Raw genomic sequence first — 22961 nt, 5'->3', positions numbered from 1 at the left:
GCCCCGGGGCGCGATGAGCGGGGCTGCTAAGTTGAGGTCAGCCTCAAGACTCATTGGACCATAAGTTGAGTGGCACCTCAAGATCATCGGGAGGATCGCGTGGACGAGCAGAAGGTCCTGCGCCGGGATGCGCAGCGGAACGTCGAGAAGCTGCACGCCGCCGCCCTCGAGGTCTTCGGCTCCCGCGGCCTCGCCGCCCCCCTCGAGGACATCGCCCGTCACGCCGGCGTGAGCATCGGCACCCTCTACAACCGCGTCGGCTCCCGTGAGGAGCTCATCGACGCCGTCGTCCCGGCCGTCGCCGGCGAGAAGCTGAAGGGCCTGACCGAGCGCGCTCTCGCCGAGCGGTCCTCCCGCGGACGCCTGGAGCGCTTCGTCTCCGGGATGATCGACCTCCAGCTGGAGGACCCCGCCCTCAACGACGCGATGCTGCGCCGCTTCCCCGACGCAGTCGCCCTCATCGAGGCCTGCGACCGCTCGATCGAGCTCGGCCGGGATCTCGTCGAGGCCGCCCACCGCGACGGATCCCTCTCCCCCGACTTCACCCACGACGACCTGATGGCCCTGCTCTGGATGGCGGGCACGACCAGCCGCGAGTCCGCGGCTCCGCAGGGCTGGCGCCGCGTCCTGGACCGCAGCCTCGCCGGAGCCTGGACGGCTCCGAGCAGCTGAGCGGCCGCGCGGCTCCCCGACCGACCGCCCGGCCGATCCGCCGGTCGACGGCGCCCTGAGCACCCCCGCGACCACGGATCCGCCCACGGCGAACCATTAGGGGATGAGTCCCCCGCGTGCCAGGATGGACCGTCAAACCCCCCTGCTATCCCCTTGGGAGCCCCTCCGGCATGTGCGGAATCGTTGGGATCGTGTCCTCCGGACCGGTCAACCAGTCCATCTACGACAGCCTCTCCCTCCTGCAGCACCGCGGCCAGGACTCGACCGGCATCGCGACCGCCGACGGCAGCACCCTGCACATCAAGAAGGCCGCGGGACAGGTCCGCGAGGCGTTCCGCACCCGCGACATGCGCTCGCTGCTCGGATCCATGGGCCTCGGCCACGTGCGCTACGCGACGAAGGGCAACGCCGAGCGCGAGGAGGAGGCCCAGCCGTTCTACGTGAACGCGCCGTACGGCATCATCCTCGTCCACAACGGCAACCTCACGAACACGCGCGAGCTCACCGAGGAGCTCTTCCGCATCGACCGCCGCCACCTCAACACCACCTCCGACACGGAGCTGCTGGTCAACGTGCTGGCGAACGAGCTGCAGGCCTCGATGTCGGGCCGCGACCTCGACGCCGACGAGGTGTTCGACGCCGTCGCCCGCGTGCACGAGCGCGTCGAGGGCTCCTACGCCACCATCGCGCTGATCGCCGGCGTCGGGCTGCTGGCGTTCCGCGACCCCTTCGGGATCCGCCCGCTCATCGTCGGCCGCCGCAGCAACACCGGGGCGCCGGACGACTGGGTCGTCGCCTCCGAGTCGCTCGTGCTCGAGGCGCAGGGCTTCGAGATCGTCCGCGACGTCGCTCCCGGCGAGGCGGTCTTCATCACCCCCGACGGCCGGATGGCCAGCCGCCAGTGCGCGAAGGATCCGCGACTCATCCCGTGCTCGTTCGAGTACGTCTACCTCGCCCGCCCCGACTCCGTGATGTCGGGCATCTCGGTCTACGAGGCGCGCCTGCGCCTGGGCGACCGCCTCGCCGACACCATCGCGCAGTACACCCCGGGCGGAGCGATCGACGTCGTCATGCCGATCCCCGACTCCTCCCGCCCCGCCGCGATGCAGGTCGCGCAGAAGCTCGGGATCGAGTACCGCGAGGGCTTCTACAAGAACCGCTACGTCGGCCGGACGTTCATCATGCCCGGGCAGGCGGTCCGCAAGAAGTCGGTGCGGCAGAAGCTCAACGCGATGTCGAGCGAGTTCAAGGGCAAGAACGTCCTGATCGTCGACGACTCGATCGTCCGCGGCACCACCTCCAAGGAGATCGTCGACATGGCCCGCGCGGCCGGCGCGAACACGGTCACCTTCGCATCCGCCGCGCCTCCCGTGCGCTACCCGCACGTGTACGGGATCAACATGCCCTCGCGCCAGGAGCTCGTGGCCCACAACCGCCGCATCCCCGAGATCTCGGAGGCGATCGGCGCCGACCAGCTGATCTACCAGGAGGTCGCCGACATGAAGGCGGCGATCCTCGAGGGCTCGGACGTCACCGACCTCGAGACCAGCTGCTTCACCGGCGAGTACGTCACGGGCACCGTCACCCCGGAGTACCTCGACTGGGTGGAGCGCACGCAGCTGAGCTGAGCTCTGCACAGCGCCGGGCGCGGCGCAACGGGTGCCGCGGATCCGTGCGCCGCTCCATGATCGGAGGGTGCGCGGCCCCGCGCGCATGCACCCGAGGAGTCCCCCGTGATCTACCGAATCCTTCCGTTCCTGCTCACCTTCGTGGCCAAGAAGATCTCGAAGTCGCAGAAGGCCAAGCGCGCCGCCGCCAAGCGCCCGACGTCCAGCGCGAGCAGCAGCCGCCGCTCCTCGTCGCGCCGGGGACGCTGACGCCGCGGTCCCGTCCGCGAGCGCGAGCCGCGGGCGGGACCTTCAGCGCAGGGCGAAGTGCAGCGGCCGCAGGGCGGCCCGCCTCCGCCGGCTAGACCCGGTCGGACCCCGTCCGCGGGTCGTCCTCGTCGGACGTCGTGCGCACGTCGGGCAGGGCCTCCTCGGCCACGGGCTCCTCGGCCGCGTCCTCGCGCTCGACGATCCGCTCGGCGGTGGTCCGGACGACCTTCCGGCCGACGACCCGGTCGAGCAGCACCACGACGAGCCCCGCGAGAGCGCCGAACAGCGTCACGAAGAGCAGCAGGCTGAAGCCGAAGACCTGCCCGCGGGAGAAGCCCTGAGTCTCGGGCAGCGCGAAGGTCAGCACGAAGGCCGCGATCGCTCCGAGCCCGACGCCGAGGGTCAGGATGCGCCAGACGCGCGGGGAGCGGCGGACGTCGACCTCTTCGCGGGTGACCTCGGGGCGGGCGGGATCGCTCATGCCTCCATTCTCCCCCGCGCGGGCGAGGGCGAGGCACCGTGATCGCTCAGAGCGCGTGCACGAGCCGGCCCGCCTGGGCGCGCAGCTCGCGGACGACGGTGCGGACCGAGAGCCGCTCCGCCCGGTCGGGCCGCATCAGCGCGACGATGTGCCGCACGGAGTTCACTCCACGGAGCGGCTTCACCACCACTCCCGCGCCGCCCGCCGTGTAGCGCGGGAGCACCGCGATGCCCAGGCCCGCCGCGACGAACGCCTCCGTCACGCGGGTCGACGCGAAGCGCTGCTCCACCCGCACCGCCTCGCCGGACGCGGTCTCGATGTCCTGCATCACGCGCTCGAACGGGAACCCGTCCGGGACGCCGATCCAGGTCTCGCCGACCAGATCCGCCGCCGAGACCGTCGCCCGGTCCGCGAGGCGGTGCCCGGCCGGCAGGCCGATGTCGAGAGGCTCGATCATCAGCTCCGCCATCGCGAGGCCGCGGCCGGCCCAGGCGCTTCTGCCGGTGGGCGAGTGGGCGAGCACGATGTCGAAGTCGGCGGTCAGGTCGGCGAACTCGTCGGTGCCGGGGTCCGCGTCCTCGCACTGCACGACGAGTCCCTCGACGCTGCGGAGCGCGACCAGCGCGTTCGGGAGGAGCATCTGGCCCGCAGTGGGGAAGGTCGCGATGGTGACCTCGCCGATCGGGTTGTTCTTGAACGTCTGCCAGACGGCGTCGGCCCGCTCGAGCGCGATCGCGATCTCGGTGGCGCTCCGGGCGAGCTCGCGTCCCGCCGCCGTGAGCACCACACCGCGGCCGGAGCGCTCGATCAGCGGCACGCCGGCCTCGCGCTCGAGCACCTTGAGCTGCTGCGAGACCGCGGAGGGCGTGCGGTGCGTCGCCTCCGCCACGGCCGTGATCGAGCGGCGCATCGAGAGCTCGCGGAGCAGTTCCAGCCGTCGCACGTCCATGTAGAGAAACTACACGTCAGGGCAAGAACAGTTCGATTGTCCTACGGAACACGGGGCCGGACACTGGACGTTGTACACAGCATCCCGGCGGATCGATCAGAAGCCGCCGCAACGAAAGGCAGAACACTCATGAGCATCGCAATCCTCGTCGTCCTCAGTGGCCTCGCCGCGTGGGGCACGGTGTCGACGGTGCTCGTCGCCAGCCGCGACGGCTACCGTCAGGTCCCCGCGCAGCACTGAGCCCCGCCGCTCCGCGACAGCACCTCATCGCGTTCCGACGCCGTCTCCCGACCGGGAGGCGGCGTTCTCGCGTCTCCGGGGGCTGCTGCCGCTCCTCGGGGAGCGCCCCCCGCCACGGCTCCCGGGGGTCGACCATCGGCTCGCCCGCACACGACGACGGGCCCCCGACCGGAGTCGAGGGCCCGTCGTGCGCGCGGTGCGGCTACTTCGCGGCGGTGCGGCGGCGCAGGCGCGCGACCGTCATGCCCAGACCGAGCAGCAGAGCGGCGATCCCGGCGGCGAACGCGGGGGTCGCGTCCACTCCGGTCTCGGCGAGGTGGTGCGAGCCGGCGACCGGAGCAGTGGTCGGCGTCGGCGCGGGGCCCGTGGTGGGCGGCGTGGTCGGCGCGGGCGTCGGCTCCGTGGTCGGTCCGGGAGTCGGGGTGCCCGCTCCGGCGCCGGCCGCGACGGCGAAGCCGACGCTGATCTCGGTGCCGGTGGTGTCGAGCACGAACGTCGCGGTGTGCGCGCCGCCCGCCAGACTCTCGTCGATCGGGACCGAGAACGAGGCGCGACCGGTCGAGTCGTCGGTGACGGCCCGGGTCGGGTCGATCGTCGCGGTGCCGACGACGGTGCCGTCGACGCTCGCGGTCACGGTGGTGTCGGCCGCGGCTCCGGTGCTGAACAGGAGCGAGGAGAGGTCGACGGTCATCGTGTCGCCGACCGCGTACTCGCCCGAGTCCGGGACGTTGTCGGTCAGGCCGATCGTGCGCTGCACGGGGTCGGGGCTGACGGTGCCGAGGTCCTGGATGTAGCCGACGAAGGCGTCCAGGTCGATGCGGCCGGAGTCGGCCGTGCCGGTGCCCTCGGTGAAGGTGCTGAAGCCGTCGCCGCCGCTCGCGAGGAAGCTGCTGGTCACGACGGTGAAGGTCGCGGCCGGGTCGATCGGCTCGTTCTGGAAGAACACCTGCGAGATGCGCGAGCCCTCGGGCGCCGTGGCGTCGAAGACGTAGGTGAGGTCCTTCGAGGTGGAGAGGTTCAGCTGCGGGTGGCTGGAGCTGCCCACCCACTGCTCCTCGAGCAGGTCGGAGATCTGCTCGCCGGTCAGCTGCAGGGTCACCAGGGTGTTCGCGAAGGGCTGGGCGTCGGAGGCCTCGGCGTAGGTGACCACGCCGTCCGCGTCGCCGGGCTGGTCCGGAGTCGCGGTGTAGGACAGGTCGTCGCGCAGGCCGCCCGCGTTCGAGAAGGCGATCTGCGTGCCGAGCTCACGGGTGGCCCACAGCTGGGCGTCCGAGACGAGGTTGCCGAGGGTCGACTCCGAGCCGCGGTTGGTCGTGGTGCCGTCCGGGCGGTAGGCGCGCGAGATGTCCTCGGTGATGGTGCCGACCTTCACGCTGCCCTCGCGGACGGCGACGGCCTGGGCGTCGGCGACGATGGTCTCGACCTCGGGGTCGGGCTCGAAGGCGCCGACGACGATCGTCTTGGCCGGGTCGTCGGAGGTCGGGTCGTCGACGACCTTCGTCAGCGGCACGACCTCGCTGGTGAGCGAGGTGAGCTGCTTGGTCGCCGGGTCGACGGTCAGGGACATGCGGCCGATGTTCTCGGCGTAGCTGCCGGTCTGCGACACGACGGTCGGGAAGGCCCGGCCCGCGTCGATGCCCGCGTCGTACTCCTGGTGGCTGTGGCCCGAGACGATCGCGTCGACGTTCGGGGCGACCGCGTTGACGATCGCGCCGAACTTGGGGTCCGCCTCCGGAGTGTTCAGCTCGGCCGCGTCGGCGTCGGCTCCCTCGTGCAGGAGCAGGACGACCACGTCGGCCTCGTCGTTGGCGGCGTCGCCGTCCTGGAGCTGCGCGGCGACCTCGTTGACGTTCTCGGCGATCGGCTCGATGGAGAGCGTCGAGATCGTGGCGGGGCTGACGAGCTTGCCGAGGTCCTCGGTGATCGCGCCGATGAAGGCGACGGAGACGCCGTCCTGCTCGGTGATCACGTACGGGGAGTAGGCGCGCTCGCCGGTCGCGGTGTCGTAGAGGTTCGCGTTCACGTAGGGGAACGCCGAGGCGTCCACGACGCGGCCGTCGACGTCGGCGCGGCCCTGGTCGAACTCGTGGTTGCCCAGGGTGCTGACGTCGAGGCCCATCGCGTACAGCGAGTCGAGCGTGGGGATGTCGCCCTGCACCTTCGACACGAAGGTCGAGGCGCCGATGTTGTCGCCGGCCGAGACGAACAGCGTGTTCGGGTTGGCGGCGCGGTAGGAGTCGACGGCACCGGCGAGCACGGCGGCTCCGGCGACGGCGCGGTCGGCGGCGAGCCGCCCGTGGAAGTCGTTGATCGAGAGGATGTCGATGGCGACATCGCCCTCGGCCGCCGCGGCGGGCGTGGCGCCGAGGAGGGCCGCTCCGGCGACGGCGCCGACGGCGGTCGCGGAGAGGAGTCGGGTGAGGCCGCGTCGGCCCGGGGAAGTACTGCGCATCGTGAAGGGGACTCCAAGCATCGAGCGGTGGATCCGGAGAGGATTCGTGCCGCGTGAGGGGGTTATTCCCAGACAACCCGACGGCGGAGCCCAGGTCAAACGTTCTGGAGACGGCTCGCCGCCGCGTTTACGAGAAGTTAACTCGCCGACGCTCAGCCGACGCGCAGGATGGGAAGGAACGGCGTGAGGTCCGCGCGCACTCCGGAGGCGTGGATCCGCCCGCTCGCGAGACCCTCGCTCCACGGCAGCGAGCCGGTCGCGAGCGGCAGCCAGGTCGCCGCGTCCATCTCGATCACGTTCGGCGGAGTCCCGCGGGTGTGGCCCGGGCCCTCGACGCACTGGGCCGCGCCGAACGGCGGAACGCGCACCTCGACGCTGCGCCCGGGGACGTTCGTCTCGATGATCTGCAGGAGGAACCGCACCGCCGTCGCCGTCGTGTTCCGGTCCGCTCCTCCGGCGAGCGCCGCCCGCACCGCGGACTGCCCGCTCGCCTCGTCGATCCTGCCCTTGGCCATCCACCCATCCTGCCGCCGCCGCTCGCTCCCGGAGGCCTCCGCGGGGCTCCGCCCGGCGTGTCGGCGTCCGCAGCGCCGCCCTGCGGAGGAGGACGTCACAGGGACCAGCCCCGGCGCGGGGCGCCCTATCCTGTCAGGGTGAAGATCCTCGTCCTCGGTTCGGGTGCCCGTGAGCACGCCATCATCACGGCTCTCCTCGCGGAGGAGGAGCACCACGAGATCATCGCGGCGCCCGGCAACGCCGGCATCGCGCGCGACGTCGAGGTCATCCACTTCGACACGAACAGCCCCCGGCTGGTCAGCGACTTCGCGGTGGAGCAGGGCATCGAGCTCGTCGTCATCGGCCCCGAGGCGCCCCTGGTCGCCGGAGTCGCCGACGCGCTCCGCAAGCGCCGCATCCCCACCTTCGGCCCCGACCGGGCCGCCGCCGCACTCGAGGGCTCGAAGACCTTCGCGAAGCGCGTGATGGACATGGCCCGCGTGCCCACCGGCCGCGCGACCCGCGTCTCCACCCTGGTCGACGCCACCCGCGCCATCGACGAGTACGGACTCCCCTCGGTCGTCAAGGCCGACGGCCTCGCCGCGGGCAAGGGCGTCCTGGTGACGGAGTCGCGCAGCGCCGCGATCGCGCACGCCGAGTTCTGGCTGCAGTCCGGCGACGTCCTCATCGAGGAGTTCCTCGCCGGCCAGGAGGTCTCCCTCTTCCTCCTCTCCGACGGCCACGACGTCGTCCCCCTCTCCCCCGCGCAGGACTTCAAGCGCCTGAGCGACGGCGACGAGGGGCCGAACACCGGCGGCATGGGCGCCTACTCCCCGCTCCCCTGGCTCGCCGACCGCTGGGAGAGCGAGCGCGCCTTCGTCGACGAGGTGATCGACACGGTCGCCATCCCGACCGTCCGCCAGCTCGAGCGCGAGCGCACCCCCTTCGTCGGACTCCTCTACTGCGGCCTCATCGTGACCGACGCGGGCCTGCGCGTGATCGAGTTCAACGCCCGCTTCGGAGACCCCGAGACCCAGGTCGTCCTCCCCCGCCTCGCCTCCCCGCTGTCCGCGCTGCTGCACGCGGCGGCCACCGGCGCGCTCGCCTCCGTCCCGTGGCCCGCGTTCACGGACGAGGTCGCCGTCACCGTCGTCCTCGCGAGCGAGGGCTACCCCGAGAACGCCGTCACCGGACGGACCATCACCGGACTCGACGCGGCGGCGGACGTCCCCGGCGTCACCATCGCCCACGCGGCGACCCAGCTGGTCGACGGGAGCTTCGTCGCCACCGGCGGCCGCGTGCTCAACGTCGTCGCACGCGGCGCCGACTTCGCCGAGGCGCGGGAGCGGGCGTACCGCGCGCTCGACCTGATCCATCTCGACGGCGGGGTGTATCGGAGCGACATCGCGGCGAAGGTCGCGCAGTAGCGCGACCTCCGACGTGCTGTCGGCCACGCCTCTCCCCGCGCGGCGTGGCGCGGTCGGCTGGGAGAGTGGCCGGGTCTCGGGGAGCGATCGGCGCGTCCGACACGCTCGGCACGCATTCCGGTCGACGCCTCGAGGGTGGCCGTGGGTGGAGTGGACCCGCGCTCGGACTCGGACCTCCGCGACACGGGCTCGCGGCGGAGGTCGGTCGCCTCGCGGGGGGCGGGTCAGGCCAGGGTGCGGAGGGCCTCGGCGAGGTGGGGGTGCGCGAAGGTGAAGCCGGCGTCCTCGAGGCGGGCGGGCACGACCCAGCGGGACTTGAGCAGGAGCTCGGACTCGGTGCGGAGCAGGAGCGTCGCGGGCTCGAGGACGAAGCGCGGAGCCGGCACGCCGATCCGGCGGCCGACGGCGGCGCGGAGCAGCCGGGAGAGCTCGGTGTTGTCGCTCGGATTCGGCGACGCGAGGTTCACCGGCCCGTCGAGGGTCGACTCCTCGAGGAAGCGGATCGACCGGTGGACGTCCTCCACGTGGATCCAGCTGAAGTGCTGACGGCCGCGGGTGCGCCGGTGCTCGTGGTGCACGCCGGCCTCGCGGCGCGCGCGCGTCGAGGGCCACGGCCCATCGAACTGCGGACCGCCGAGGCCGAGCCGCGCCAGCCGCAGCAGGATCGCCGTCGCCGGACCGTCTCCGAGCACGATGGACATCCGCAGCGCCACGCGCCGCACGCCGGGCGTCTCCCCGGCGAAGAACTCCGACTCCCACGCCCGCGCCACGTCGACCGAGAAGCCCTCGCCGAGCACGCCCTCGTCCTCGGTGTTCGCCCGCTCCTCCTCGTGCCGGTAGATCGTGGCCGTGCTCGCGTTCATCCAGACCGGCGGAGGAGTCGCGGCCGCCGCGACCGCCCGGTGCAGCTCCGCGGTGGTCGCCACGCGCGAGCGGAGGATCTCGGCGCGGTTCGCCGCGGTGTACCGGCAGTCGACGCTCTTGCCGGCCAGGTTCACCAGGAGGCGCGCACCGTCGAGCACGCGGGTGATGCCGACGGTGTCGCCCCAGCGCGCGTCCGGCCCGGAGCGGCCGATCCTCCGCACCGTCCAGCCGTCGGCGGTGAAGCGGCGGGCGAGGTCCGTCCCGAGGAATCCGCTCGCACCGGCGAGGACGACGACGGGGTCAGCGGTGCTGCTCATCGCCCCATCGTGCCGCACGGCGCCGGAGTCACGGGGAGGACTCGTCGCAGGCGCGCTGCCGGGACGCGGAGTGGGTGGAGGCGGGCCTCGATCAGCCGCCGAGCGACCCCGCATCGCGGAGGAGACGCGCCGCGGCGAGCGCCCCGGCCAGCCGCTCGGCGAACCCCGGCGGCACCTCGGCGGGCAGCGCGTCGACCGGCCACCAGGCCACGTCGTCGCTCTCGTCGCTGACGGTCACGGGAGCGTCCGGATCGGCGATCGCACCGTAGCCCACGTCCCAGTGGCGGGAGCAGCGGCCGAAGCCGTCGCCGAGCGCGTGCCGGTCGAGGTCGAGGGGCAGGACGCCGAGCGGCTGCAGTCGTGCCGCTCCGCTCTCCTCCTGCGCCTCGCGGAGGGCCGCGTCGGCCGTGGAGTCGTCACCGGGCTCGACATGACCGCCGAGCTGCACCCAGAACCGGCCCTTGCGGTGGAAGCAGAGCAGCACCTGCGCCAGATTCGGCGCGAGCACGAAGCAGCTCGCCGTGACGTGCTCGGGGCCGCCGTCGCGCTCGAGCGCCGACTCGCCGCGCTGCTCGAGGAACGCCAGGTACTCGTCCCGCAGGTCCGCGAGCGCGCCCGCGTCCCACTCCCGCAGCTCGTCCGCCAGCCGCGTCCCTCGCTCCCCCGTCACGCGATGGACCCTACCTCCCCTCCGTGAGCTGCCCCTCCGGTGCGCGACACGGCGTGCGTGGCGTACCGGAGCGGCAGCTTCCGGGGAGGGAGGAGGGACGGGAGCGTCAGACGGAGAGGCCGGAGAGGCCCTCGCGGTCGACGCGGCGGTGGAAGCGCATGCCGGCGAGACCGCCGAGCACGGCGCCGACCAGCGCGACGACCAGGGCGGCGAGCGCCGTCACGACCGCCGCGGCCGTGGCGTCGCCGGCGTCCAGGGGGATCGTCGGGAAGCCGCTCACCGCGGAGAGCGCCTGGCTGCCGCCGGTGATCGCCGAGACGATGCCCACGACGATCGCGACGACGACCGCCCAGGCCCACACTCCGACGCCCTGCTTCGCTCCGCTGAAGCGGGCCATGCGGCCAGCCACGTAGCCGCCGCAGTAGTAGGCGACGAGGAGGATGACCAGCAGTGCGATCGCGCCCGCCCAGCCGAACGCGGCGGGGTCGGCCGCGAGGTCGCCGGTGACGTCCTGGGTGCCGATGACGGCGGCCCCGATCGCGGTGACGAGGGCGGTCAGGAGGACGGCGAGTCCGGTGGCGGCGAGCCAGCCGAAGAAGGCGCAGCCGATCTTGAAGCCGCCGAAGCGGTCGCGCTCGCGCTGGTGGATGTCCTTGCGCGCGGCCGCACGGGCCTGCTTCGCCTCGGCGGAGTCGGGGTCGACGGCCGCGCGGTGCTCGGGGGCCGAATGCGCGGAGTCGGAGCGGTCCGTCGAGGCGGAGCGGTCAGGAGTCGCGGAGCGGTCCGTCGCCGCAGCCGCTCCCGTGTCCCCCGCCGAGTCGATGCGCGCCGTGCCGCCCGCCGCCGAGCCCTCTGCGCGTCGCGGCAGTCCGCCGTCAGCCGGATCCCTGTCTGTCGTGCTCATGTCGAACCTCCTGGCCGAGCGCCCCGAAGAAGGGCGACACGCTCAGTCAAGACCCAGGGAGCCCTCGGTGTCGCGGGCTTGACGACAGGACGGAGCGGTCCGGGCGTCAACCCCCTGCGCCCCCTCCCTCCCACCCGCTTGCATGGAGGGACCGACCGACGACACGAGAGGGAGAGTCATGACTCCGGAATCCCCCGAGCAGACACCGCCCGGCACCGAGGCCGAGCTGACGCCGAAGGCCGACCACGGCGAGACCAGCTACCGCGGCACCGGCCGCCTCAGCGGCAAGGTCGCCCTCATCACGGGCGGCGACAGCGGCATCGGCAAGGCCGTCGCGATCGCGTTCGCGCGCGAGGGCGCCGACGTCGCGATCTCGTACCTCGACGAGCACGACGACGCCGAGGACACCGCGACGTGGGTCCGGGAGGCCGGCCGCGAGGCGCTGCTCCTCCCCGGCGACCTGCAGGACCCGGCGCACTGCCGCGCCATCGTCACCGAGACCGTCGAGCGCTTCGGCCACCTCGAGGTGCTCGTCAGCAACGCCGCCTTCCAGATGAGCCGCGAGAGCGTCACCGACATCCCGGACGAGGAGTGGGACCGCACGATCGCGACGAACATCAGCGCCTACTTCCACCTCGTGAAGTCGGCGCTGCCCCACCTGAAGGAGGGCGCGTCGATCATCGCGACGAGCTCGGTGCAGTCCGACCAGCCGTCGTACCAGCTGCTCCCCTACGCCGCCACGAAGTCGGCGATCCTCAGCCTCACCGCCTCGTTCGCGCAGGCGCTCGGCGAGAAGGGCATCCGCGCCAACTCGGTCGCGCCCGGCCCGATCTGGACGCCGCTGATCCCCTCGACCATGCCGGAGGAGGCCGTCGCCGAGTTCGGCGAGCAGGTCCCGCTGGGCCGCCCCGGGCAGCCGGCCGAGGTGGCCCCCGCCTACGTCCTCCTCGCCTCCGACGAGGCGAGCTACATCAGCGGGTCGACGATCGCCGTCACCGGCGGGAAGCCGATCCTCTGATCACGCTCCAGGGCACCGCTCACCCGCAGGATTCCGCGATAGGTTCCTGCGGGTGAGTGTGCACATCCGCAGCATCGAGACGGCGGTGCCGACCACGGTCCTGCGCCAGTCCGAGGTGCGCGACCTCTTCGCGTCCCAGCCCGCGATGACCCGGCTCGGGTCCCGCCTGATCGGCGCGGCCTTCGACGCGTCCGGGATCGACACCCGCAGCACGGTGGTCGACGAGCTCGACCGGGTCGAGCGGGAGGGTGCGAGCGTCTTCTACGACGCGGGGAGCGGCCTGGTGCTCGACCCGGGGACGGCCGCGCGCAACGCCGTCTACACCGAGCGCGCTCCCGAGCTCTTCACGGAGGCGGCCCGCCGCGCCCTCTCGTCCGCGTCGATGACCCCCGAGGACGTCACCCACGTGGTGACGGTCTCCTGCACCGGCTTCTACGCCCCGGGGCCCGACTACCAGCTGGTCCGCCGCCTCGGCCTCGCACCCTCGACGCAGCGCTTCCACCTCGGCTTCATGGGCTGCTACGGCGCCTTCCCCGGCCTGCGCGCCGCCCGCCAGTTCTGCGAGGCCGACCTGGAGGCGGTCGTCCTCGTCGTCGCGGTCGAGCTGTGCACCATCCACCTCACCAACTCCAACGACCCGGAGCAGATCGTCGCGACCTCCGTCTTCGCCGACGGCGGTGCGGCGGCCGTCGTCACCGCCCGCGAGGCCGCGCCCGGCACCCCGGTGCTCGAGCTCGACGCGCTCGCCACGACGCTCACCGACGAGGGCGAGACCGAGATGGCGTGGACGATCGGCGACCACGGCTTCTCGATGCGGCTGAGCACCTACGTGCCCTCGATCATCGGAGCGAACATCGAGGCGGCCGTCGCCCCGCTGCTGGCCGGCGCCGAGGTCGAGCGGAGCGACGTGCAGCGCTGGGCGATCCACCCCGGCGGCCGCAGCATCCTCGACAAGGTGCAGGCCTCGCTCGCCCTCAGCGACGAGCAGCTGGCCCCGTCGCGCGAGGTGCTGCGGACCAACGGCAACATGTCGAGCGCGACCGTCCTCTTCATCCTGCGGCGCCTGCTGCACGGCGAGGCGGCCGACGGCGAGCGGATCGGCGCGATGGCGTTCGGCCCCGGCCTCACCGTCGAGCTCGCGCTGCTCACCAAGCGGGGCGGGGAGTGACTCCGCGAGCCCCTCTCGCGCCGGACCTGCGCCACCGCGAGGTCTCCGAGCAGGAGCTGATGGACGACCCGGACTGCGACCGCACCCTGCTCGACGCCACCTACGCCCGCTTCGGCACCGTGAACCGGCTGGTCTCGGGGTGGCGTGGCCTCTACCGCTCGCGCCTGCGTCCGCTGCTGCGGCCCGACGAGCCGTTCCGCCTGCTCGACATCGGCTCCGGAGGCGGCGACGTCGCCCGCTCCCTCGCCGGCTGGGCCCGCGAGGACGGCCTCCGCCTGGCGATCACCGCCGTCGATCCGGACGAGCGCGCCTCCGCCTTCGCCACGTCGACGCCCGCGCCGCCCGGAGTCGAGTTCCGCCGCGCGAGCAGCGCCGACCTGGTCGCCGAGGGCGAGCACTTCGACCTGGTGACCTCCAACCACGTGCTGCACCACCTGTCGCCGGAATCACTCGCCGACCTGCTAGCCGACAGCGAGCGCCTGGCCCCGCGCGCCCTCCACAACGACATCGAGCGCTCGCGGCTGGCCTACACGGCCTACCTGCTGGCCACACGACCGATCGCGGCCGGCTCGTTCCTCCACTACGACGGGTCGCTGTCGGTGCGGCGCAGCTTCACCGCCGCCGAGCTGCGCGCGGTGGCGCCCGAGGGGTGGCGGGTCGAGCGCGCGGCGCCCTACCGGCTGCTGCTCGCGCGGGGCGAGGTGTGAGGACGCGGCGGAGGGTGAGCGCTTCCGGTCCGCTCTGGCTGCGCGCCGCCGCTGTCAGCTACTCCGCCAACTGCGCCCTCGGCACCGCCGTCGCCACCGGCGCTCTCCGCACGGGCCGCTGGCACTGGATCCATCACGCGCTCTACATCTGCACGTCGACGCTCACCGCTCTGGCCTGGGCGACGCTGCGACGGTCGGACACCCGCGCCGCGTCCGCGCTGGCTCCCGCCGCCGTCCCGCTGGCGGTGATCCCCTTCGCGGGGACGCACGGACGCCGGCACCCGGCGATCGCGCTGGCGGCGGCTCCGTTCGTGCTCGCCGCTCTCGGGCGGACGCGGCGGCCGGCGCGGCGCCGAGGAGTGCTCCAGCGTCTGAGGGCCGGGTCAGCCCTGCGCTGACGCGCCCCGGCTTCTAGCGCGGGGGCTCGACGTCGCGGTCGGGGTCGGAGCGGTACGAGCGCAGCGCCTGCCAGCCGGCGATCGCGAGGATCAGCGCGCCGCAGAGCATCGTCAGCAGGTTCGGCACCGAGAAGCCACTGCCCACGACCGAGTTGATGCCCGCGCCGAGCACGAACACACCTCCGAGAAGGTAGAAGATGACCCTCGTCTTCACCGTTCCACCGCTTCCCTCGAGCCTGCACAGGACCCTCGATGCTACCGTGCGCGCCCCGGGCCGCCGCCGCTCCCCCCTCTGCGCGATCGATCGGGGCAGGATCGAGGCATGGAGTTCCTCGATGTCGTCCGGCGCCGGAAGACCACCAACGGCGCGTTCCTGCCCGACCCCGTCTCCGAGGAGCACCAGCGGCTCCTGATGGAGGTGGCCGGCCGGGCGCCCTCGCAGCTCAACAGCCAGCCGTGGCGGTTCGTGCTCGTCGAGGAGCGCGAGACGATCGACCGGATCGCCGCGATCAGCGGCGAGAGCATGACCACCGCGATGTCGAACGGCACGTTCTTCGAGCGCTACAAGCCCTACTTCCGCTTCAGCAGCGAGGAGATGGAGCGGCGGCGCGACGGGATGCTGTTCGACAAGCTGCCGGCTCCGCTCCGCCCCTTCACGAAGCAGGTCTTCACGAAGCGCGGGCAGTTCCTGATGAACTCCCTCCGCGTCCCGCAGACGCTCGGCGAGGAGAACCGCCGGCTCGTCGCGGGATCGCCGCTGCTGCTCGGGGTGATGCTCGACCGCTCCGAGTACCGGCCGGGCGAGCTCTCCTCCTTCTACTCGGTGTTCAGCATGGGCGCCGCGATGGAGAACGTCTGGCTGAGCACGGTCGAGCTGGGGATGGGGATCCAGTTCGTGTCGTTCCCGATGGAGGTGCCGGGAGCGTGGGCGCGGATCGAGTCGCTGCTCGCCGTGCCCGACGAGCTGGAGCTGATGGCGGTGTACCGGCTCGGCTACCTGCCTCCGGAGCAGCGGCGGCCGGCGATCGACTGGTCCTCGCACCAGCGGAAGCTTCCGTCGCAGTACGTCTTCCGCGGCACCTGCGCGACTCCGCAGGAGGGGTGGGACGCGCCGGCCGGGCCGTGACGGGATCCTGAGCGGCGCGGCCGGCACCCGGAGGTGCCCGCGCTCGCTCCCGGGCCGGCCCCGGCCGACGGGAGATCCGCGACGGAGCATCGACTCTCGCTACATGCGTCGGCTAACGTGGCGCCCAGCACGCCCGGCAGTGCTACGTCCCGTCCGCGGGACTGTCAATGGGGGTCCGGCGTGTCTTCCGCCCGATTCCCCGCACCGGGGTCCGAGCGGATACCGTCCCCCGAGGAGCCGTCCGCCAGGGCCGGCCCGATGAACGAAGGGGGCCCGTGGCCACGCTCATCTACGGACCGCAGAACCTCGAGATCGAATTCGAGGAGCGCGTCCTCGCGCACCTGAAGGTCGCCGTCCTCTCGAAGCTGCGCCGCAACGAAGCCTTCTCGCTCTCGTGGATGGAGGACGCCTCCACCGGACACGGCCGGAGCTCCGTCTGGCTGCACCCGTCGGTGCCGCTGCACTTCCGCTTCACCGAGGCGCACCAGCCCAAGCTCAACCGCGCGTGGATCGAGCAGATGCTCAGCGTCGCCAGCATGCACGGCGAGCTCTCGGTCCTGCCGGAGCCCGAGGAGCAGCGCCAGGGCTCCTGAGCTCCGCCGCTCCTGGGCCCCGCTGCCCCCTGATCGCACAGCCGTCAACCCCGTCCCCTCTGCGGGGGACGCGAAGTACCGTCGAGAAGACGTCCCCGGAACCATCGGCGGACGTCGACGGACGGAGACGACCATGACGGACACCGCGCGAGCGACCGGCCTGCCCACCCTCACCCCGGTGCGGACGCTCCGCAAGGAGCAGCCGATCGAGCCGCGCCGCGTGCCGGACTCCGTCTCCGTCGGCTCCCAGCCGGTCATCGGCTGCCGGATCGACGTGAGCGGCCGCTCCTTCGTCGTCGAGCTCGACATGGCCGGCATCTTCCTGCGCCAGGTGCGCCGGAGCCTGCGCGAGGGCGAGGGCGGCCTCGTGCTGCTGCGCCACGTCGACGGGATCGAGATGATCCCGTTCTCGCGCGCGACGCCGTTCGACGTCTCGGACATCGTCTGCCCCGAGGGCGTCGAGCCCGCGGACGCCCGCTCGGCCCTGGGGCTCCGCGACCGCTGAGCCGCGACGGGTGGCGTGCTCCGCCCCGCGCCCGCCGCTGAGCGGGATCAGGCGGGGAGCGACGCCTCGATCAGGTCGACGATCCGCGGGTCGTCGGGCTCGACCGTCGGGCGGAACCGGTGGACCGTGCCGTCGGCCGTGATCAGGAACTTCTCGAAGTTCCACTTCACCCGGCCGGCCTTGCCGTTCTCGTCCTCCGCCTTGGTGAGCTCCGCGTAGAGCGGGTGCGCCGAGCGGCCGTTGACGCGGACCTTCTCGAACATCGGGAAGGTGACCCCCCAGGTCGTCGAGCAGTACGCCTTGATCTTGTCCTCGTCGCTCAGCTCCTGGAGGAACTGGTTGCTCGGGAAGCCGAGGACCGTGAATCCGCGCTCCCCGTAGCTCTTCTGCAGGGCCTCGAGCTTCTCGTACTGCGGGGCGAGGCCGCAGCGGGAGGCGACGTTGACGATCAGCCGCACGGGCGGGTAGTCGGCGAGGGTCGACGTGGTGCCGTCGATCGTGGTGAGGGGGATGTCGGCGATCGTGTCGGGCACGGAGGGCTCCTTCGGACGTGGTGCGTCGACGCTACTCCCCGCCGCCGAGGGAACCCCGAGTCGTGGAGGCGGCTCGCTGCGGGTTCCCGCGACGGTCCGGGGTTCCCTCGGCGCGCACCTGCCTCCACCATGGGGGGATGGCCGCCTCGCAGCAGATCGTCTCGGTCGGCGGGCGGAGGCTGCGGCTGACGAACCTCGACAAGGTCGTCTACCCGGAGACGGGCTTCACCAAGGCCGACGTGCTCTCCTACTACGCCTCCGTCGCCTCCGCGATGCTTCCCCATCTCGCGCGCCGCCCGGTCACCCGGAAGCGCTGGGTCGACGGAGTGGGCACCGCCGAGCATCCGGGCGAGGTCTTCTTCGAGAAGAACCTCCCCTCCTCCGCCCCCTACTGGCTGAGCCGGACCCGGCTCTCGCACTCGTCGCGCGACGTCGAGTACCCGCTGGTCGACGACGTCGCCGGGCTCACCTGGCTGGCGCAGCAGGCGGCGCTCGAGCTGCACGTCCCGCAGTGGCGGGTGGGCTCCGACGGCGAGCGCCGTCCGCCCGACCGTCTCGTGCTCGACCTCGACCCGGGCGAGGGTGCCGGACTCGCCGAGTGCGCCGAGGTCGCGTTCCTCGCCCGCGACCTCCTGGAGGGGATGGGGCTGTCTCCGCTGCCGGTGACCAGCGGGAGCAAGGGGATCCACCTCTACTGCCCGCTGGACGCCTCCGCCTCCAGCGACCAGATCTCGGCGGTCGCGCACGAGCTGGCGCGCGTGCTCGAGTCGGACCACCGCGACCTCGTCGTCTCGGACATGAAGAAGACCCTGCGCGAGGGCAAGGTCCTCGTCGACTGGAGCCAGAACAGCGCGGCGAAGACGACTATCGCCCCCTACTCCCTCCGGGGGCGCCTCCGGCCGGCCGCCGCCGCGCCCCGCACGTGGGAGGAGCTGGGTGCCGAGGACCTGCGCCACCTGTCGCCCGACGAGGTGGTGGAGCGGCTGCGGAGCGACGGCGACCTCCTCCGCCCGCTGCTCGCCGCCCGGGGTGCCGGGCTCGAGCCGACCCCGGAGAGGATGGCGGGCTTCGCCGCGACGGACGCCTCCTCCGACCGCTTGGCGACCTACCGCAGCATGCGCGACGCGTCGAGGACGCCGGAGCCGGTGCCCGAGGCGGGGTCCGCGGGGTCCTCCTCGGGCGACTCCTTCGTCATCCAGGAGCACCACGCGCGGCGCCTGCACTACGACTTCCGGCTCGAGCACGACGGCGTCCTGGTCAGCTGGGCGGTGCCGAAGGGCCCGCCGCTGGAGGGCGACCCGAACCGGCTCGCGGTGCAGACCGAGGACCACCCCCTCGAGTACGCGACCTTCGAGGGCACGATCCCGGCCGGCGAGTACGGCGGCGGCGAGGTGCGCATCTGGGACGAGGGCACCTACGCGCTCGAGAAGTGGCGCGAGGGGAAGGAGGTGATCGCGGTGCTGACCGGCCGCCCCGACGGCGGGCTCGGCGGCCAGCCCCGTCGCTACGCCCTGCTGCACACGGGCTCGAGGGAGGGCGCCGAGAAGAACTGGCTCCTGCACCTGATGGCGCCGGGTCCCGCTCACGGGCACGGGACGCAGCGACGGGGCCGGGCGGCCGCGTCCGCCGCGTCGCCCGCTCCCCGCCCCGCACCCTCCGCAGACCGCCCGGCCGAGGACTCCGCTCCGCGCCGCCACCGCCCCATGCTCGCCACGGCCGGACGCCGCGGCGACGTGGACCCCGGGGCCGCGATCGAGATGAAGTGGGACGGCTACCGCGCTCTCGTGCGGGTGCAGGGCGGCACCGCGACCCTCACGAGCCGCAACGGCAACGACCTGACCGCAGCGTTCCCCGATCTGCTCGCCCCGCTCGCCGAGGCCGCCGCCGACGCCGTGCTCGACGGCGAGATCGTCGCCCTCGACGCTCGCGGGCGCCCCGACTTCGGCGCCCTGCAGACCCGCGGCGGGCTGACGAAGCCGCGCGAGATCGAGGCGGCCGCCCGGTCCACTCCGGTGCACCTGATGGTCTTCGACCTGCTCGAGCGCGCAGGAGGGGACCTGACCGGGAGCGACTACGACACCCGTCGCTCGGCACTGGTCGAGCTCGTCGACGAGAACGAGCGCGTGCACGTCCCGTCCGTGTTCGACGGCGACCTGGAGGAGGCGATGGCCACCAGCCGCACCCTCGGCCTCGAGGGCGTGGTCGCCAAGCGCCGCGACTCGCGCTACCAGGAGGGCAGCCGCTCGCGCGACTGGATCAAGCTCACCCACCACCGGCTGCAGGAGGTCGTGATCGTGGGATGGCGCGAGGGCGAAGGCGGCCTCCAGGGGTCGGTCGGGGCGCTGCTGACCGCGATCCCCGGCGAGGACGGGCTCGCGTACTCCGGCCGTGTGGGCACCGGCTTCAGCGACCGCGAGCGCCGCGGACTGGCCGACCGCCTGGCCGAGCACGCCACCGAGGAGCCCGCCGTCTCCGTCCCTCCGCTCGAGTCGCGCGGAGTGCACTGGGTGTCGCCCGTCCTGGTCGGCGAGGTCCGCTACCGCGAGCGCACCGCCTCCGGCACCCTCCGCCAGCCGGTCTGGCGCGGCTGGCGCGCCGACAAGGCCGCCGAGGACGTCCGCGTGGAGGAGCCGGGCAGCTGACCCTCCGGTCTTCCGACTGCGAGGCCCGGCATCGCCGCTCGCGCCGCCGATCCGCTGCGGCCCCGGGCACCTCAGTCCAGGCGCACCCCGCGCAGCAGGAGGAGGGTCGCGCCGACCGCGGCACCGGTGCCGATGAGGACGCCGCCCGCTCCAGCCGCCGCCGCGAGGACGCCGAGGAGACTGGGCAGGGCGATCAGCCCGAGGCGGTTCCCGGCCAGGCGCAGCGCGAGGGCGCGGCCGTGGCGGTCGGCGGGGGTGCGCTCGATCAGCCAGGACATCGTGATGGGCTGGCCGATCCCGAGGCCCAGGCCGAGGGCGGCGACCGCGACGAAGAGGAGCACGGTCGGCGCGGGCAGGGCGACCAGCACCAGGCAGAGCGCCGAGATCAGGATGCCGCCCACCATCACCCGGGTGCGCCCGAGCCGGGCGGTGGCCGCGCCGAGGAGGAGCCGCGAGGCCATCGACGCGAGCGCGCGCACGGTGAGCAGGGCTCCGACGACGCCGGCCGGGAGCCCGCGCTCGGCGCCGAGGGCGGGGAGGTAGACGACGGTCAGGTCGACGGCGGCGACGACGGTCGCGCTGGTCAGCAGGGCGCGCGCGAGGCCCGGCACCCGGAGGAGACCGAGCGTCGAGCCCGGAGCCGCCGCCCCTTCCGCCGCGGGTCCGCGCGGGGACGGGCTGCGGATCCCCGCCGTCGAGACGAGCAGCAGCACCGCGAGGATCCCGCCCACGAGGAACAGCGGCGCCGGGTCGGGCCGCACCGAGCCGCCCGCGAGCACCGGGATGAACGCGGGCCCGATCGCCTGCCCGAGCGACGCGGCGAACGTGTAGTAGCCGAAGCGGCTGTCGAGCCGCGTCCCTCCGGTGCCGCCCGCGACGACGGTCTGCTGCCCGACCACGCAGCCCAGGTGCCCCGCGCCGAGCAGGGCGATGCCGAGGAGCAGCCCCGCGACGCTCCCGCCCGCCAGGAGCAGCACCGCGGCCGCTCCCACCGCGACGAGCGAGCCGACGGCCATCACCGCCCGGGCGCCGACCCGGTCGACCAGCCCGCCCACCGGCAGCGCGATCAGCAGCGGCACCAGCGCGAACGAGGCGCCGAGCGCCCCGAGCGCCCAGGCCGGCACGTCGAGCCGGATCGCCTGGTAGACGGCGGCCGGCCGGAGCAGGAACGCGACGGCCTGGATGAGCACGGCGTGCGCGAGCAGGGACGGAGTCGCCAGGCGGTTCCGCACGCGCGCTCCTTCCCGCGGCGCTCGGCCGAGCACCCGCTCCCCCATCCTCCTCCCGGTGCCGCCGCCGAGTCGCCCGGGAAGGATCGTCCTGCCCCCTCGAACGGGCCTTCTCGTGCGACTCAGCCCTGCGGCGGCGGCGAGGGGAGCGCGTGCGCGGGCAGGGTGCCGAGGCGGTGCCGGCCGCGGAGGAGGAACCAGGCCAGGCCGATCCCGACGACCGCGGCGATCACGACGACCGCGCTCCAGCGCAGCTCCTCCCCGTAGACCTCGACGCGCGGCCACGCGAGGTCGACCGTCATCGCCGCGCCCCAGAGCACCGCGACGACGTTCACCGGCAGGCCCGCGCGGCCGAGCGAGAAGCGCCCGGGCGCGGCTGCGGGCCACCGGCCGCGGAGCCGGGCGATCAGCAGCGGCACCGTCACCAGCAGGTAGGCGAGGTAGATCAGGATGACCGCCACGCTCGTCACGGCCGTGAAGATCGCCGGCGTCCCGATGTTCACGACCAGGATCAGCACCGCGAGCACCCCCACGACCAGCGCCGGCGCCACCGGTGTCCCGCGCCGCGGGTCGACGCGGGCGAGCACGCGGCTGCCGGGCAGGGCGTTGTCGCGGGCCATCGCGAAGATCAGTCGGATGGCCGCCGTGTGCACCGCCAGCGCGCACACCGTGATCGCGACGACAACGCAGAGCAGGAGGACCGATCCGAGGGGGCCGCCGAGCACCTGCAGCACGATCCGCTGCAGCCCGCCCGACGCCTGCCCGAGCGCCGGGTCGGCGAGGTCGGGCGCCGAGAGGATGCCCAGCAGCAGGATGAGGCCGCCGAGGACGAAGGAGGCGGTCACCGCCCGCAGGATCGCCGTCGGCGCGGTCCGGCGCGGATCGACCGTCTCCTCGCCGAGCGAGCCCGCGGTGTCGAACCCGTACATCACGTACGCCGACGCGATCGCGGCGATGAGGAACGCGCCGGCGTACCCGCCCGGCGTGCTCCCGCCGTAGCCGCTGGTGTCGAGCAGCACGGTCGGCGGATGCACCACGTTCACCGCGAGCACCGCCACCAGCAGCACCGCCGCGACGAGCTCGATCAGCACGCCGACGCTGTTGATCCGGGCCATCAGCCGCACGCCGCGCGCGTTGACCGCGGTGGTGAACGCGATCAGCAGCGCTCCCCAGACCACCGCGCTCACCCCCGCGGAGCCGCCGAGCTGGAACCCGCTCCAGATCTGCGGGAGCGTCGCCTGGTACGCCAGCACGACGGCCGCGAGCGTGACCACGGACGCGGTGGCCATCAGCCAGCCCGCCAGCCAGCTCACCGTCGGCCCGGCGAGGCGCTTGCTCCAGTTGTAGACGGAGCCGGCGACCGGGTAGCGGGCGGCGAGCTCGGCGAAGCACAGCGCGACCATGAGCTGCCCGGTGAACACGATCGGCCAGGACCACCAGTAGGCGGGACCGCCGAGCGCGAAGCCGAAGGAGAAGAGCTGGAACGTGCCGGTCAGGATCGAGATGTAGCTCACGCCCGCGGCGAAGCTGCCGAAGCGGCCGATGCCGCGGGTGAGGGAGGGGCGGTACCCGAACTCAGCGGTCCCGTCGTCGACGTCCTCGGTGGTGCTCATCGGGCTCCCCCTCGCGGGCGCGCTCGTCGCACCGAGGTCAGGATGCCAGCCGCCGCCCGGCCGCACGACTCCCCCGTCCCG

At 73.2% G+C, this 22961-nt stretch carries 23 protein-coding genes; 12 read left to right on the top strand and 11 right to left on the bottom strand.

Annotated elements, in window-relative coordinates; all coding sequences use genetic code 11:
• Positions 1–99: 99 nt before the first annotated feature.
• The 3 genes from C5C33_RS07665 (at position 100) to C5C33_RS18455 (ending at position 2549) form a co-directional block, all read left to right on the top strand.
• The gene (locus C5C33_RS07665; RefSeq protein WP_104233833.1) at positions 100–672 is read left to right on the top strand and encodes a TetR/AcrR family transcriptional regulator; all 573 of its coding nucleotides are present in this window, start codon (positions 100–102) and stop codon (positions 670–672) included.
• Between the two features lie 170 nt (positions 673–842).
• On the top strand, positions 843–2300 hold the full coding sequence (gene purF / locus C5C33_RS07660; RefSeq protein ID WP_104223766.1) for an amidophosphoribosyltransferase: 1458 nt from the start codon (positions 843–845) through the stop codon (positions 2298–2300).
• Between the two features lie 105 nt (positions 2301–2405).
• The gene (locus C5C33_RS18455) at positions 2406–2549 is read left to right on the top strand and encodes a hypothetical protein (RefSeq protein ID WP_181028791.1); all 144 of its coding nucleotides are present in this window, start codon (positions 2406–2408) and stop codon (positions 2547–2549) included.
• Positions 2550–2640: 91 nt separating this feature from the next.
• Here the strand turns inward: C5C33_RS18455 and C5C33_RS07655 are convergent, their stop codons facing one another.
• The 4 genes from C5C33_RS07655 to C5C33_RS07640 all read right to left on the bottom strand — a co-directional run bounded on the left by C5C33_RS07655 (position 2641) and on the right by C5C33_RS07640 (position 7186).
• Positions 2641–3030, bottom strand: a complete 390-nt coding sequence (locus C5C33_RS07655) for a hypothetical protein (protein WP_104233832.1) — start codon at positions 3028–3030, stop codon at positions 2641–2643.
• 46 nt (positions 3031–3076) lie between these two features.
• Positions 3077–3979 (bottom strand): LysR family transcriptional regulator, encoded by a 903-nt coding sequence (locus C5C33_RS07650; RefSeq protein WP_104223768.1) that lies wholly within the window; start codon positions 3977–3979, stop codon positions 3077–3079.
• A 442-nt stretch (positions 3980–4421) separates the two neighbouring features.
• Positions 4422–6671 (bottom strand): bifunctional UDP-sugar hydrolase/5'-nucleotidase, encoded by a 2250-nt coding sequence (locus tag C5C33_RS07645; protein ID WP_181136214.1) that lies wholly within the window; start codon positions 6669–6671, stop codon positions 4422–4424.
• A gap of 152 nt (positions 6672–6823) precedes the next feature.
• Positions 6824–7186 (bottom strand): sterol carrier family protein, encoded by a 363-nt coding sequence (locus C5C33_RS07640; protein ID WP_104223770.1) that lies wholly within the window; start codon positions 7184–7186, stop codon positions 6824–6826.
• Positions 7187–7324: 138 nt separating this feature from the next.
• Here C5C33_RS07640 and purD point away from each other — a divergent pair, with 138 nt between their 5' ends.
• Positions 7325–8593: a phosphoribosylamine--glycine ligase gene (purD, locus tag C5C33_RS07635; protein ID WP_104260843.1), complete on the top strand. Its 1269-nt coding sequence runs from the start codon at positions 7325–7327 to the stop codon at positions 8591–8593.
• A 224-nt stretch (positions 8594–8817) separates the two neighbouring features.
• Here the strand turns inward: purD and C5C33_RS07630 are convergent, their stop codons facing one another.
• From C5C33_RS07630 to C5C33_RS07620, 3 genes are all read right to left on the bottom strand, one after another.
• Positions 8818–9774 (bottom strand): epimerase, encoded by a 957-nt coding sequence (locus C5C33_RS07630; RefSeq protein ID WP_104226810.1) that lies wholly within the window; start codon positions 9772–9774, stop codon positions 8818–8820.
• Between the two features lie 91 nt (positions 9775–9865).
• Complete coding sequence (locus C5C33_RS07625) at positions 9866–10444, bottom strand: NUDIX hydrolase (RefSeq protein WP_258069198.1); 579 nt, start codon at positions 10442–10444, stop codon at positions 9866–9868.
• Between the two features lie 106 nt (positions 10445–10550).
• Positions 10551–11348 carry a hypothetical protein gene (locus tag C5C33_RS07620; protein ID WP_104233827.1) on the bottom strand — a complete coding sequence of 266 codons (798 nt, stop codon included), beginning with the start codon at positions 11346–11348 and terminating at the stop codon, positions 10551–10553.
• A gap of 178 nt (positions 11349–11526) precedes the next feature.
• Between C5C33_RS07620 and C5C33_RS07615 the strand changes: the two genes are divergently transcribed.
• From C5C33_RS07615 to C5C33_RS07600, 4 genes are read left to right on the top strand one after another with little or no spacing between them, the layout of a single operon-like run.
• Complete coding sequence (locus tag C5C33_RS07615; protein ID WP_104260842.1) at positions 11527–12366, top strand: SDR family oxidoreductase; 840 nt, start codon at positions 11527–11529, stop codon at positions 12364–12366.
• 52 nt (positions 12367–12418) lie between these two features.
• The gene (locus C5C33_RS07610) at positions 12419–13534 is read left to right on the top strand and encodes a type III polyketide synthase (protein ID WP_104260841.1); all 1116 of its coding nucleotides are present in this window, start codon (positions 12419–12421) and stop codon (positions 13532–13534) included.
• Complete coding sequence (locus C5C33_RS07605; RefSeq protein ID WP_258060494.1) at positions 13531–14241, top strand: class I SAM-dependent methyltransferase; 711 nt, start codon at positions 13531–13533, stop codon at positions 14239–14241. Before C5C33_RS07610 ends, C5C33_RS07605 begins: the two co-directional genes overlap by 4 nt.
• A gap of 14 nt (positions 14242–14255) precedes the next feature.
• Positions 14256–14639, top strand: coding sequence for a hypothetical protein (locus C5C33_RS07600; protein ID WP_104247377.1), 384 nt, complete (start codon positions 14256–14258; stop codon positions 14637–14639).
• A 13-nt stretch (positions 14640–14652) separates the two neighbouring features.
• Here the strand turns inward: C5C33_RS07600 and C5C33_RS07595 are convergent, their stop codons facing one another.
• Entirely contained in the window at positions 14653–14853 is a 201-nt protein-coding gene (locus tag C5C33_RS07595) for a hypothetical protein (RefSeq protein ID WP_104223776.1), read from the bottom strand.
• 108 nt (positions 14854–14961) lie between these two features.
• On the opposite strand from C5C33_RS07595, the gene C5C33_RS07590 reads away from it, so the two are divergent.
• From C5C33_RS07590 to C5C33_RS07580, 3 genes are all read left to right on the top strand, one after another.
• Complete coding sequence (locus C5C33_RS07590) at positions 14962–15765, top strand: nitroreductase family protein (RefSeq protein WP_104233823.1); 804 nt, start codon at positions 14962–14964, stop codon at positions 15763–15765.
• 275 nt (positions 15766–16040) lie between these two features.
• Positions 16041–16358, top strand: coding sequence for a hypothetical protein (locus C5C33_RS07585; protein WP_244229547.1), 318 nt, complete (start codon positions 16041–16043; stop codon positions 16356–16358).
• A gap of 133 nt (positions 16359–16491) precedes the next feature.
• The gene (locus C5C33_RS07580) at positions 16492–16863 is read left to right on the top strand and encodes a hypothetical protein (RefSeq protein WP_104223778.1); all 372 of its coding nucleotides are present in this window, start codon (positions 16492–16494) and stop codon (positions 16861–16863) included.
• 47 nt (positions 16864–16910) lie between these two features.
• Here C5C33_RS07580 and C5C33_RS07575 read toward each other — a convergent pair whose 3' ends face one another.
• Positions 16911–17396: a glutathione peroxidase gene (locus tag C5C33_RS07575; RefSeq protein ID WP_244229546.1), complete on the bottom strand. Its 486-nt coding sequence runs from the start codon at positions 17394–17396 to the stop codon at positions 16911–16913.
• A 137-nt stretch (positions 17397–17533) separates the two neighbouring features.
• Here C5C33_RS07575 and C5C33_RS07570 point away from each other — a divergent pair, with 137 nt between their 5' ends.
• Positions 17534–20038 (top strand): ATP-dependent DNA ligase, encoded by a 2505-nt coding sequence (locus tag C5C33_RS07570; protein WP_104260840.1) that lies wholly within the window; start codon positions 17534–17536, stop codon positions 20036–20038.
• Positions 20039–20109: 71 nt separating this feature from the next.
• On the opposite strand, the gene C5C33_RS07565 is transcribed toward C5C33_RS07570, so the two are convergent.
• Complete coding sequence (locus tag C5C33_RS07565) at positions 20110–21270, bottom strand: MFS transporter (protein ID WP_159940156.1); 1161 nt, start codon at positions 21268–21270, stop codon at positions 20110–20112.
• Between the two features lie 119 nt (positions 21271–21389).
• Positions 21390–22880, bottom strand: a complete 1491-nt coding sequence (locus C5C33_RS07560) for an APC family permease (RefSeq protein ID WP_104260839.1) — start codon at positions 22878–22880, stop codon at positions 21390–21392.
• Positions 22881–22961: the final 81 nt, after the last annotated feature.

Source organism: Rathayibacter sp. AY1H3, assembly GCF_002932015.1.
The sequence above is the reverse complement of the archived record's forward strand: the minus strand, read 5'-3'. Positions and strand labels throughout refer to the sequence as shown.